Below are 12,887 nucleotides of genomic sequence, written 5' to 3'. Positions count from 1 at the left end.
ATTCAACACAGTAATTTCACGTCGGCGTATTTCTATAGCATCCCCCGATCAGTCCCCTCTCCCTCTGGGAGAGGGTTAGGGTGAGGGAAACCGCCTCACCGCAAATGCGCCTGCTCAACCAACCAGATCATCAATTCCTCAAGCGGCGGCGATGCCTCAATTCCCGGCGGCATAACCACGTAATACGCCAGCCCCGTCTTCACCTTCAAATCAAACGGCATCACCAGCCGCCCCGCGCGCAAATCATCGCCGATCAACGACCAGTCCCCAATCGCCACCCCCGTCCCGTGGGACGCCATCGACATCGCTTGATCCAGCGTTTCGAAATGCTGGCCGCTGCCGATGTTGTTCAGCCGCAACTCAGCGGCGTTCAGCCACACCGACCAATCCTGAATATCGTGAGTGGGGTGCAGCAGCAGATGCTGTTGCAGATCCGCCGGTGAGTTCAGCGCTGGCGAACCTTTGAGCAACAACGGTGAACAGACCGGTGTCAGCTGCTCGTCGAACAAGTGCAGTGCGCCCGGCGAGTTGTCCGGTGGCGGGCCGTAGATCACCGCGGCATCGAACTGTTCGCGCTGAAAGTCCACGCCGTGTTGCAGCGAGGCGGTGAGTTTTACCGGCACGTCCGGGCGTTCTTTTTGCCATTGCAGCAAGCGCGGCAGCAGCCAGCGCATCACGCAGCTCGGTGCTTTGAGTTGCAGGGTTTCGTGCTGCTGGCCGATTTGTTCGGTCGCTTCGCTGATCAGACCAAAAACGTTTTCCACACGCGGTAGCCATTCACGTCCTTCGGCGGTCAGCGCCAGGCCACGGGCCAGGCGGATGAACAGCGGATAACCGAGATGCGCTTCCAGCCCGGCGATCTGCCGGCTCACTGCGCCCTGGGTGATGTGCAACTGCTCGGCGGCGCGGGTGAAGTTGCAGCACTGCGCGGTGATCAGAAACGTATGCAGGGCGGGCAGGGGAGGCAGGCGTTTCATGGGGATCCAAGGTATGACGTGAGGACATGGCTAGTATGACTTTTAATCGATTGTTGCCGCTAGCTGCCGACCGTTCAATGAGCCCATTCCCGAGTCAATGTGGGAGCGAGCTTGCTCGCGAATACGGGTTTCAATTCAGCATTGATCTGGCTGATACACCGCTTTCGCGAACAAGCTCGCTCCCACATTTGATCCGGCGTACCGATTAAATATGAAGGGCAATCGACATGGCGACGTGTGGCGAAGTACTGGTCAAGTTACTCGAAGGTTATGGGGTCGAGCAGGTGTTCGGCATTCCCGGGGTGCACACCGTGGAACTGTATCGCGGCCTGGCGCGTTCGAGCATTCGCCACGTCACCCCTCGACATGAGCAGGGTGCCGGTTTCATGGCTGACGGCTACGCGCGCACCGCTGGCAAACCGGGTGTGTGCTTCATCATCACCGGCCCTGGCATGACCAACATCACCACCGCCATGGGCCAGGCCTACGCCGATTCGATCCCGATGCTGGTGATCTCCAGCGTGCAGTCGCGCAGCCAATTGGGCGGCGGGCGCGGCAAGCTGCATGAGTTGCCGAACCAGAGCGCATTGGTCTCGGGTGTCGCGGCGTTCTCCCACACCTTGATGTCCGTCGCTGAATTGCCGGGGGTGTTGGCACGTGCTTTTGCCTTGTTCCAGGCCGGTCGTCCACGTCCGGTACACATCGAAATTCCGTTGGACGTGCTGGTCGAAAACGCTGATGACTTGCTCGCCAGTGTGCCGGTCAATATCGACCGCGCCGGTGCCGCGCCCGGTGCGGTCAAGCGCATGAGCGAATTGCTCGCCGCTGCCAAACGTCCATTGGTTCTGGCCGGTGGCGGTGCCATCGATGCAGCGTCGGAACTGACCCAACTTGCCGAGTTGCTCGACGCTCCAGTGGCGCTGACGATCAACGCCAAAGGCATGCTGCCGGGCAACCACCCGCTGCTGATCGGTTCGACCCAGACACTGGTTGCCACCCGCGCGCTGGTCGCAGATGCCGACGTGGTGCTGGCCATTGGCACCGAACTGGCCGAGACCGATTACGACGTGACCTTCGCTGGCGGTTTCGAGATTCCCGGCAAACTGTTGCGCATCGATATCGACGCCGATCAGACCGTGCGCAACTACCCGCCACACCTGGCGCTGGTGGCTGATGCGCGCAACGCCGCGCAAGCGTTGCTGAACTCTCTGTCGCAGGAAAAACTTGCCGCGCGCCGCAGCGATTGGGGTCAGGCCCGCGCTGGCAAATTGCGCGCCGAACTGGCCGCGAGCTGGGATGCTCCGACCCTCGCGCAAACCCGTTTCCTCAACACCGTGCTCGATGAATTGCCGAACGCCGTATTCGTCGGCGATTCCACGCAACCGGTGTACACCGGCAACCTGACGTTCAACCCGGATCACCCGCGCCGCTGGTTCAACGCCTCGACCGGTTACGGCACCCTTGGCTACGCCTTGCCGGCCGCGATTGGTGCGTGGCTCGGTGGCCGGATCGATCAGGGCGCGCGGCCTCCCGTGGTGTGCCTGATCGGCGACGGTGGTCTGCAATTCACCCTGCCGGAACTGGCCAGCGCCGTCGAAGCGCGGGTGCCGGTGATCGTCCTGTTGTGGAATAACCAGGGCTACGAAGAGATCAAGAAATACATGGTCAACCGCGCCATCGAGCCCGTCGGCGTGGACATCTACACCCCGGATTTTGTCGCGGTCGCCAAAGGCCTCGGCTGCGCGGCTGAAGCGATCAGCAGCATCGAACAACTGCGCACCGCGTTGCGTAGTGCAAGCGACCGTCAGGGCCCGACCCTGATTGAAATCGACCAGACCCAATGGATGAAGGCGGTGGCGCAATGATCAGTTTTCCAACCACACTCGATGGCCTCTACATCAACGGCCAATGGTCGGCCGGCCGCGAACATTTGCGGGTGATCAACCCGGCCACCGAAGCGCTGCTGACCACGGTCAATGGCGGTGACGAGCACGCCGTCGACCAAGCCGTTGCGGCCGCCAGCGAAGCGTTCAAAAACTGGTCGCAAACCACTGGTGCCGAGCGCGGGGCGATCCTGCGCAACATCGCCAATGGCGTGCGCAACGGTCGCGAGCACTTGATGAAACTGCAGTCGAGCAATAACGGCAAACCGCAATTTGAAGCGGCGATCGACGTCGACGATGTGATCGCCACGTTCGAGTATTACGCCGAACTCGCTGAAGGCCTCGACGCCCAGCAGGACAGCAACGTGCCGCTGCCCAGCGATGATTTCAGCGCCCGCCTGCGCCGCGAGCCGTGCGGTGTGGTCGGGCTGATCGTGCCGTGGAATTTCCCGATGGTCACCACGGCGTGGAAACTTGCGCCGGCGTTGGCGGCGGGTTGCTGCGTGGTGCTCAAGCCTTCGGAAGTGACACCGCTGCCGGAGCTGGAACTGGCGGCGATCATTGCTGAATCGGGCCTGCCGAACGGCGTGTTCAATCTGGTCTGCGGTACAGGTCTGGCGGTCGGTGCGCCGTTGTCGGCGGATCCGCGCATCGCCAAGATTTCCTTTACTGGCAGCAATGCGGTTGGCGTGCAGGTGATGCAGCGTGCGGCGGAAACGGTAAAGGGCGTCAGCCTGGAGTTGGGCGGCAAATCTTCGCTGCTGGTGTTGGCGGATGCCGACGTTGATCTGGCGGTCGAGCTGGCTTGCGGCGGGGCGTTTTTCAATGCCGGGCAGATGTGTTCGGCGACCAGTCGCGTGTTGGTTGCTGATGAACTGGAAGAGGCGTTTCTCCGCCGTTTGCACAAGCGTGCGCAGGCGATTCGCGTTGCCGATCCGTTTGACCCTGAGGTGGAAATGGGCGCGCTGGTCAATCAGGCGCAGTACCAGCGAGTGCTTGGGCATATCGATCGTGGTCTGAGCGCGGGTGCGCGTTTGCTTTGCGGCGGTAATCGTCCAGCGGATCTGCCGCGCGGCTACTTTTTGCAACCGACCGTGTTCACCGACGTGCCGCTGGACAGCGCGTTGTGGTGTGAAGAGATTTTCGGGCCGGTGTTGTGTGTGCGCAGTTTCAGTAGCGAAGCCGAGGCGATTGCGCTGGCCAATGACACGCCGTTTGGCTTGGTGGCCAGTGTGGTGACTAGCGATGCCGCTGCGGCAGATCGCGTGGCCAATGCCTTGCAGGCGGGGATGGTGTGGATCAATGCGCCGCAAGTGATTTTCCCGCAGGCGGCGTGGGGCGGGTACAAGCAGAGCAGCATTGGCCGCGAGTTGGGGCCTTGGGGGTTGGCGGCGTTCCAGGAGATCAAACATGTGATTCGGGCGGTGTAAAAGCCAACCCTCACCCCAGCCCTCCCGAAACGTCGGACCGCCCCGAGGGAGAGGGAGCCGACCGAGGTGTCTGGCGCTATCCATCGACCTGAAAAAACCGGTCGATTATGGATTCTTCAAAAGACTTGGAAAGCCAACCCTCACCCCAGCCCTCTCCCAGAGGGAGAGGGGGCCGATCGAGGTGTCTGGCGCTATCCATCGACCTGAAAAAACCAGTTGATTATGGATTCAAAGCCAAACGTTCAAGTCGGTGAATTTCTTCAATATCCCCCAATCAGTCCCCTCTCCCTCTGGGAGAGGGTTAGGGTGAGGGGCTTCTAACGGTCACACCGAAAGCCGCAACCGCGCCAGATCCCGCAACGGCGGCGCACCAAACAAGCGGCTGTACTCACGGCTGAACTGCGACGGACTTTCATAGCCGACACGATACCCCGCCGCCGAAGCTTCCAGCCCCTCCGCCAGCATCAAACGCCGCGCTTCCTGCAAACGCAACTGCTTCTGATACTGCAACGGACTCATCGCTGTCATCGCCTTGAAACGGTGATGCAAGGTCGACACGCTGAGGTTCACCTCCTTGGCCAGATCATCAATACGCAACGGCTGCTCGAAGTTGCCGTTGAGCCATTTGATCGCCTGACTGATGCGATGGCTCTGACTGTTGGCAATCGCGATTTCATACAGACGATGACCCTGCGGACTGCGCAGCAGGCGATAGAGAATCTCCCGGCGAATCAGCGGCGCGAGCATGGCGATGTCTTTCGGTGCATCGAGCAGACGCGCCAGACGCAACACCGCGTCGAGCATGGAGCTGTCGATCTGTTCGACATACAAGCCACGCCCGGTCGGCCGGGTCGGCACACCCATGGGGCCGGCGTCGGCGATCAGCGCGGTGATTTCGGTCGGGTCGATATCCAGGCGCACGGCGAGGATCGGTTCTTCCGGCGATACATTCACCACGCGTCCGCTCAACGGCATCGAAACCGACACCACCAGGTAATTCAGCGGGTCGTAATTGAAGTACTCATCGGCCAGCCGCACCTCTTTACGTCCCTGCGCCATGATGCACAGCGCCGGTTGCGCGAGCACCGGGGCGAAGTCGTGGGATCGGGTGTGACGCGACATGAACAGCGAGCCAATGGCGGTCTCGTAGCTGCCATCATCGGTGGTGTTGCGGCGGATGATCGCCGCCAGTTCCGCGCGCTGTTTTTCCATGTCAGCGGTGGGTTCGGCTTGAAAACGATCGAATGACGTCATGCACGGCATCCTCGGCAGGGGAGGTGGAATGGAGCAGAGCATATGTTTGTGCAAGCGCGAGCGGTAGACACATCCTGCGAAATGCTTGCCTGATTCTGCTTGGGCTTGTGTGCATGCCCAGCCATAGCAGGACGCAGAGCGGCAAACTTGCTTGATACGCCGTATGACAACCGTGTGACGCCGTTTTACAGGTTGTTACAGCTTCCGTGTGCAGTCTCGCAGGATTGTGCAACGCGGCGGCAGGAATCGACTAACGGCGTCTTGCGTGCGGCCCTTAACCTTTGATCCTGTCGCAGCCCGTCCCCCGGCTGCCACGCGACTCCCTGGGAGGGTTGAACATGTCCAAGCAGATTCCCGTCAGTCATATGGCCTTCGTCCGAGCGCGCGCCGGGCGTTCGGCGGAACTTGGTGTACGCCTGAGTGCGTTGATCGAGCCGTCCCGCGCCGCCCCCGGTTGCCTGAGCTTTGCCCTGCAGCATTCGCAGTGTGATCCCGAGTTGTGGCTGGTCTCCGGCTTCTGGAGCAGCCAGCAAATGATGACCAACTATTTCAACAGCCCGTCGATGGAAATCTTCGCCGAGCTGGTGCAGGAACTGGTGGTCAACAGCCTCGACTTCCACACGTTCAAGGACGTGTCGGCGGCGCAAGCCCTCGGTCAATGCCCGGCGCCGGTACACAAACTCGTCGGTTGAGGGTTTAATGTCCGGCTTGTTTGTCTGAGCCGGGATATGTGACATGGCACGTAAAGAGTTCGAACACTTCGAAGCAGTTTCCGCAGTCGTCCCCGTCGAGTTGGGCGGCAACAAGGGCTATCACGCGGCAATCGCGGTCAAGGCCCTGGTCGATGGCGGGGCACCACGCTTTCACAAACTGCTGAATGATCAGATCTTCCCCGGCGCCATTGCTGCCGACGAGGCCGCTATCAATGAGCTGGATAATCTCAAGGGCGTCACTGAAGACGCCGAGTTGATCTGGTAACGCTTTACTTGTTTGCGCCCGGACGCCACATCTTGAACAGGGCCTCTGGCCCCAGCTGGAAATAATCCGCCGGCCCGCCGCCGCGCAGAATCGGTTCTGCCGCGGCGGTGTCATAGATGCCGTCTTTCAACAGCCACTTGGCGATATGCACGGCGACCACTTCGCCGAGGACCAGCCAGCTCGGCACGGTTTCGCCATCGGCGCGCTGCAACTGAATGATCTGCGTGACCTTGCACTCGAACGACACCGGACTTTCGGCGACCCGTGGCACCGAAATCACTTTTGACGCCACTGTCGTCAATCCCGCCAATTCAAACTCGTTGACCTCAGGCGCGACCATCGCGCAGCTCTGGTTCATCTGCTCGGCCAGCGGACGGGTGGCGAGGTTCCAGACGAATTCGCCGGTCTGCTCGATGTTGTTCAGGCTGTCTTTGCGCCCGACGCTGGAAAAACCAATGATCGGCGGAATGTAATTGAAGGCGTTGAAGAAACTGTACGGCGCGAGGTTGAGCTGACCATTGGCATCCTGCGAAGAAATCCAGCCGATCGGGCGTGGGCCGACGATGGCGTTGAACGGATCGTGGGGCAGACCGTGGCCGTTGGCAGGTTCGTAGAAGTGGATGTCATCGGGCATGGTGATCTGTTCCTGGGCATTTGTCAGAGGGCAATAGTGCTAGCCCTAACAGGCAATTTCCAGTCGATCACCGATATTCCTTTGGATGAAATGCCACCTGTGGGAGCGAGCTTGCTCGCGAAGGGGACATCACATTCGACTTTGATGGTGGCTGACGTGCCGTCTTCGCGAGCAAGCTCGCTCCCACAGGTTTTCTTGTGAATTTCTATATCCCCAGAAATGACTAAGCCCGGCCAGGGCCGGGCTGTGGAAGGACTGCTGATACTTAGCTGATCGCAGCGGCAGTACCGGTTTTATCGAAGCCGTCAGCAGCTATGGTTTTACCCAGGTTGGTCTTGTCGAAACCATCGGCAGCAACAGCTTTGCCAATATTGGTTTTATCAAAACCGTCAGCGGCATAAGTACCGGTGTGGCTGCTTTCGATGGCAGCGCTGGCGCTGTTGATGAAGTCGGCAGATTTGGTTTTATCCGAGCCATCGGCAGCGAAGGTGTTGGCGGCCAGTACGGACAGGGTCAGGGCGAGGATCAGTTGGGTTTTCATGTTGGTTACTCCAGATTCGTTGGCGGGTGCGTCTTGCATGGGTTTAATGCTACGCCAACTAAATTGATTAAAAAGCGCAAATTAATGCTATAAGCTATCGATTAAATTGATATTAAGGGCAACGCGTTGAATTCGCTTTCGTCGTCGGAGCGAGCGTCGCGCAGGTCATCGATCAGGTGATTGCAGAATGAGGGGGCAGCATTAATTAGCGATTAATCGCATTGCGGCGGATGTGAGGGATTTTTCATGCAGGGCTGGATAACGCGGCGACCCAATCGCGAGCAGGCTCGCTCCCACAGGGAAATGCATTCCAAATGTGGGAGCGAGCCTGCTCGCGAAGAGTCCATCGCAGCCACCGTTGCAGTGGCTGTGAAACTCGATCAGTCAGTAACGATGCGCGAATGCTTCTGGGTGTCTTTCATAGTGATGTACACCAGCAACGACACCGCGATGCACGCCGTCACATACCAGTAGTAACCGGTTTCCATACCGATGCTCTTGAACCACAGCGCGATGTATTCAGCGGTGCCGCCGAAGATCGACACGGTCAGTGCGTACGGCAGACCGACGCCGAGGGCGCGGATTTCAGTCGGGAACAGTTCGGCTTTCACCACCGCGTTGATCGAGGTGTAGCCGCTGACGATGATCAGCGCCGCCATGATCAGGAAGAACGCGCCCCACCAGGTTTGAATGGTGTGCAGGGTCATCAGGATCGGCACAGTGAAGATCGTGCCCAGTACGCCGAAGGCAATCAGGATCGGACGACGGCCGATCTTGTCCGAGAGGCCGCCGATGATCGGTTGCAGGCACATGAACAGGAACAGTGTGGCGGCAGAAATGGTGGTCGAGTCGGAGATGCTCATGCCGACGGTGTTCACCAAGTATTTCTGCATGTAAGTGGTGTAGGTGTAGAACGCCAGGGTGCCGCCCATGGTCAGGCCGACCACCGTCAACAACTCTTTGGGGTGGCGCATCAAGGTGCGCATGGCGCTTTCCTTGGACTTTTCTTTCTTGGTGAACGACTCGGTTTCTTCCATGCCGCGACGCAGGTACAGCGCAACCACTGCGCACAGCGCGCCGATGGCGAACGGAATACGCCAGCCCCACGCGTACAGCTGTTCAGTGGTCAGCACGTTTTGCAGCACGATCAGCACGCCGAGCGCGATGAGCTGGCCGGAGATTAGCGTTACGTACTGGAAGCTGGAGAAGAAGCCGCGACGTTCCTTGGTCGCCATCTCCGAGAGATAGGTCGCCGAGGTGCCGTACTCGCCGCCGACCGACAGGCCTTGCAGCAGTCGCGCGAACACCAGCAGGATCGGCGCGCCGATGCCGATGGTTTCGTAGTTCGGGCTGAGGGCGATCAGCAACGAGCCGAAGCACATCAGGTAGACCGACGCCATCAGGGCTTTTTTACGTCCGACCTTGTCGGCGTACATGCCCATCAGCCAGCCACCGATCGGACGCATCAGAAAACCGACGGCGAAAATCGCTGCGGTGTTCATCAGTTGGGCGGTGGTGGAACCGGCAGGGAAGAAGGTTTTCGCGAAGTACAGGGAGAAGGCGGCATACACATACCAGTCGTACCACTCGACCATGTTGCCGACGGAACCGCTGAAGATCGATTTGATCCGGCTGGCGGTGGTTCTTTCTTTGGCGGGCGCAGCGGCCGACCCAAGAGGCAGGGCGTTGGAGTTATCCATTGAAGGATCCTTCGTTTAATTGTTTTTGTGGAGCGCGTTGGAACGCAGCCTGCGAGGGCTATAGCAGGAGGTGTGCCAACGGGGGGAGGGCCGGTTTAGAGGGGTTGACGGGATTGGGTGAGCGGTTTTGTGCCTATTGAATTGATCTTGTGAGCGGATTTCCGCTTATTGGCTGAAGATCAAAAGCCCCTCACCCTAGCCCTCTCCCAGAGGGAGAGGGGACTGACCGAGTGGATTGTCCGAGGTGCACCGACCTGAGACATCGAGTCGAACTCAGGTTCCGAAAAGCATGAAGATCGGCTCCCTTTCCCCCTCGCCCCCTTGGGGGAGAGGGCTGGGGTGAGGGGGATGGATTTCATCTACACCCAAAAATCCCGAGTCAGCCTCACTCAGCCAAAAACATCTCCCGACTCAACCCATGCCGCTGCAGCTTTTCATTGAACGTACGGCGCGGCAGTTGCAACTCTTCAAGCACCGCTTTCACATCACCCTTGTGCCGGGTCAATGCCGCGCGCAAACACTGCGCCTCAAACGCCTCCTGCTGCGCCGCCAGCGATTGCCCCGGATCAATCCCCGGTGCCGGCTCATCCAGGCCCAACACCTGGCGCTCGGCGACGTTCGCCAGTTCGCGCACATTGCCCGGCCAGTCATGGCTGAGCAGATGGCTCAATTGCGCGCCACTCAAGGGCGGAAAGGTTCGGCCCAAACGTTCAGCGGCGTTGCGGGCGAAGGTTTCGAACAACAATGGAATGTCTTCGCGGCGATCACGCAACGGCGGCAAGCGCAGTTCGGCGACGTTCAGGCGATAGGCCAGATCCTCGCGAAAACGTCCGGCCCGGGCCTCGTCGAGCAGATCCGGTTTGGTCGCTGCGACAATTCGCAGATCGACACGAATGCTCTGGTTCGAGCCCAGCCGTTCAAGCTTCTGCTCCTGCAATACGCGCAGCAGTTTCACCTGTTGCGCCAGCGGCATGCTTTCGATTTCATCGAGAAACAAAGTGCCGCCATCGGCGTATTCCAGTTTGCCGATGCGCTTGCCCGAGGCGCCGGTGAACGCGCCGCTCTCGTGACCGAACAACTCTGCCTCGAACAACTGTTCAGGAATTGCCGCGCAGTTCAGCGCCACGAACGGTTTGGCCGCGCGCGGGCCGAAATCATGCAGGCACCTTGCGACCAGTTCTTTGCCGCTGCCGGTTTCGCCACGGATCAACACATTGACCGGCAGCGCTGCCAGATCCAGTACTTGTCGACGCAGCGTCTGCAAACCACGGGACACGCCGAGCAGCGTCGCGTCGAGTTTCGCGCGGTTGTCGGCCTGCTCGTGCAGGGCACGGTTTTCCAGAATCAGACGACGTTTGTCCAGCGCCCGGCGCAAGCTGCCGAGCAGGGTTTCCGGGCTGAACGGTTTTTCCAGAAAGTCATAGGCACCGTCGCGCATCGCCTCGACGGCCATCGGTACATCGCCATGGCCGGTGAGCAGAATCACCGGCAGATCGGCATCGCGTTTCTGCACTTCGGCCAATAACGCCAGGCCGCCCATGCCGGGCATGCGCACGTCGCTGAGGATCACCCCGGCAAAGTGCGCGGGCAGGGCGGCGAGGCAGTCTTCGGCGCGGCTGAACAACTGCACCTCGAACCCCGACAGGCTCAGCCACTGTTCGACAGCACTGCGAATGCTGCTTTCATCATCGACCACCATTACCGAATTGAGCATCAGATGTGTGCCTCCAGATCGATCGGCAAAGTCAGGCTGAACACTGCGCCGCTGTCGCCATTTTCGGCGCTCAGACGGCCGCCGGATTCATGCACGATGGCGAAGGATACCGCCAGGCCGAGGCCCAGACCGTCACCCACCGGTTTAGTGGTGAAGAACGGATCGAAGACCTGACCCAAATGATCTTCGGCAATCCCGCCGCCATTGTCGCTGACGCTCAGACGCCACAGTTGCTCATCGGCTTCCAGGCGGATTTCCAGACGCTTGCACGCTTTGCCCTGCATCGCATCGAGGGCGTTGCGCAGCAGGTTGATCAGCACCTGTTCGAGACGAATCGCATCACCGCGCACCCACGCCGGACGGGTCAGGTGCAGCACCAGACTGACCTGTTCGTCACGCAGCCGCGCATCAAGCAACTGCAGTGACTGATCGACCACCGTCGCCAGATCCAGCCGCTCGCGCAAGCCGCTGGGGCTTTTGCGCGCGAAGGTCTTGAGGTGGCCGGTGAGGGCGGCCATGCGCGTGAGCATCTCGTCCACCGGTTTCAACGCTTTATAGGCATCGTCGACACGACCATGCTCGAGCAGCAGGCGCAGGGTTGCCAGTTGCATGCGCTGCGCAGTCAGCGGCTGATTGATTTCGTGAGCCAGCGCGGCGGACATCTGACCGAGCGCGGCGAGTTTGGCCGATTGCACCAGACCGTCCTGCGCGGTGCGCAAATCACGGGTGCGTTCTTCCACCAACTGTTCAAGCTCTTCGCGGTTGCGCTGGCGGATTTTCGACAGGCGCCAGCGCTGGTTGAGAAACAGCAACAGAAACACCAGCGCCAGCCATACGCCGGCGGCGGCCAGACCGGCGTTGCGCAGGTCTTCGAAGGCCACTTGCGGATGGCGCAGCAGGTGCAGGGTCCAGCCTTCGGCGCTCAGGGGCAGCGATTCCCACAGATAATCCGCTGTGCCCTCGGGGCCTTCGACGCGGCGCAGATCGCTGTTGTCATCGAAGCGGCGCAGCGATAAATGAGTCAACGGCAGCAGTGATTGCTTGTCGTACTGGCGGGTGGCTTTGATTTCATCCATGTCGCGGGCGCTCAATGGCCGCAGCGCGCGATAACGCCAGCCGGGCTGATTGGCGATGAAGATGATTCCGCGCGCATCGCTGACCAGCAGCGTGTCATTGCCCTGGCTCCACTCGCGTTCCAGTTCCGGAAACTCCAGTTTGACCACCATCGCGCCGAGGAACTCGTCGTTGTCGCCAAGTACCGCGCTGGAGAGGAAATAACCGGGAATACCGCTGGTCACGCCCACCGCATAAAAACGCCCGGTGCCCTGGGTGCGGGTCTGGCTGAAGTAGGGGCGGAAACCGTAATTGTGGCCGACGTAACTGCTGGGCAGGCGCCAGTTGCTCGCCGCCACGGCGAGGCCCGTATGGTCGAGCAGTTCAAGGGTCGAGGATTGCGCCGCGCCGTTGATCTTTTCCAGCTTGAGATTCAGCGCTGCCTGTTCGTCGGCATCGACCGGCCCGGCCAGCGCCGAACGCAATTGCGGGTCCAGCGCCAGCACCGCAGGCAGGGCGCGGTAACGGTCGATCAGGGTGTGCAGGGAATTGGCGTACAACGCCAGTTGCTGGTTGGCGCGGGCGGCGTCCTCCTCCAGCGCCTGACGTTCGGCGTGGCGGATCGCAAGCGTGGCGGCAAGCGCCGCACCGGCGATGATCAGCAGGGTATACAACGACAGACGCAGGGTACGGGAAGTCGGCAGCATGCTGGGCGTGGGGTCG

General features: G+C 60.4%; 11 protein-coding genes. 4 read left to right on the top strand and 7 right to left on the bottom strand.

The genetic code is table 11. From position 1 onward, the window contains the following. Positions 1-95: 95 nt before the first annotated feature. Complete coding sequence (locus ACZZ0G_RS05325) at positions 96-977, bottom strand: LysR substrate-binding domain-containing protein (protein ID WP_463555536.1); 882 nt, start codon at positions 975-977, stop codon at positions 96-98. A 227-nt stretch (positions 978-1,204) separates the two neighbouring features. On the opposite strand from ACZZ0G_RS05325, the gene ACZZ0G_RS05320 reads away from it, so the two are divergent. Together ACZZ0G_RS05320 and ACZZ0G_RS05315 are read left to right on the top strand one after the other, a co-directional pair. Then, positions 1,205-2,842, top strand: a complete 1,638-nt coding sequence (locus ACZZ0G_RS05320; protein ID WP_463555535.1) for a 5-guanidino-2-oxopentanoate decarboxylase — start codon at positions 1,205-1,207, stop codon at positions 2,840-2,842. Continuing rightward, entirely contained in the window at positions 2,842-4,290 is a 1,449-nt protein-coding gene (locus ACZZ0G_RS05315; RefSeq protein WP_463558822.1) for an aldehyde dehydrogenase family protein, read from the top strand. The genes ACZZ0G_RS05320 and ACZZ0G_RS05315 overlap by 1 nt, the downstream gene beginning before the upstream one ends. Before the next feature lie 324 nt (positions 4,291-4,614). On the opposite strand, the gene ACZZ0G_RS05310 is transcribed toward ACZZ0G_RS05315, so the two are convergent. After that, positions 4,615-5,544: an AraC family transcriptional regulator gene (locus ACZZ0G_RS05310; protein WP_038366799.1), complete on the bottom strand. Its 930-nt coding sequence runs from the start codon at positions 5,542-5,544 to the stop codon at positions 4,615-4,617. Between the two features lie 338 nt (positions 5,545-5,882). On the opposite strand from ACZZ0G_RS05310, the gene ACZZ0G_RS05305 reads away from it, so the two are divergent. Both ACZZ0G_RS05305 and ACZZ0G_RS05300 read left to right on the top strand, forming a co-directional pair. After that, entirely contained in the window at positions 5,883-6,236 is a 354-nt protein-coding gene (locus ACZZ0G_RS05305; RefSeq protein WP_093430529.1) for a putative quinol monooxygenase, read from the top strand. Positions 6,237-6,279: 43 nt separating this feature from the next. Next, positions 6,280-6,522 carry a hypothetical protein gene (locus ACZZ0G_RS05300; protein WP_095048247.1) on the top strand — a complete coding sequence of 81 codons (243 nt, stop codon included), beginning with the start codon at positions 6,280-6,282 and terminating at the stop codon, positions 6,520-6,522. A gap of 4 nt (positions 6,523-6,526) precedes the next feature. On the opposite strand, the gene ACZZ0G_RS05295 is transcribed toward ACZZ0G_RS05300, so the two are convergent. The 5 genes from ACZZ0G_RS05295 to ACZZ0G_RS05275 all read right to left on the bottom strand — a co-directional run bounded on the left by ACZZ0G_RS05295 (position 6,527) and on the right by ACZZ0G_RS05275 (position 12,871). After that, the gene (locus ACZZ0G_RS05295; RefSeq protein WP_116030009.1) at positions 6,527-7,156 is read right to left on the bottom strand and encodes a flavin reductase family protein; all 630 of its coding nucleotides are present in this window, start codon (positions 7,154-7,156) and stop codon (positions 6,527-6,529) included. Positions 7,157-7,421: 265 nt separating this feature from the next. Next, positions 7,422-7,697 (bottom strand): hypothetical protein, encoded by a 276-nt coding sequence (locus ACZZ0G_RS05290; protein ID WP_463555534.1) that lies wholly within the window; start codon positions 7,695-7,697, stop codon positions 7,422-7,424. Between the two features lie 380 nt (positions 7,698-8,077). Continuing rightward, a complete protein-coding gene (locus tag ACZZ0G_RS05285; RefSeq protein WP_093430526.1) occupies positions 8,078-9,397 on the bottom strand; it encodes an MFS transporter in 1,320 nt (439 codons plus the stop codon). Between the two features lie 385 nt (positions 9,398-9,782). Beyond that, a complete protein-coding gene (locus tag ACZZ0G_RS05280; RefSeq protein WP_463555533.1) occupies positions 9,783-11,111 on the bottom strand; it encodes a sigma-54-dependent transcriptional regulator in 1,329 nt (442 codons plus the stop codon). After that, positions 11,111-12,871, bottom strand: a complete 1,761-nt coding sequence (locus tag ACZZ0G_RS05275; RefSeq protein ID WP_463555532.1) for an ATP-binding protein — start codon at positions 12,869-12,871, stop codon at positions 11,111-11,113. The genes ACZZ0G_RS05280 and ACZZ0G_RS05275 overlap by 1 nt, the downstream gene beginning before the upstream one ends. Positions 12,872-12,887 lie beyond the last annotated feature (16 nt).

The organism is Pseudomonas sp. AC169, from assembly GCF_979258515.1.
Note: the sequence above shows the minus strand (reverse complement) of the source record. Positions and strands in the feature narration are given on the sequence as shown.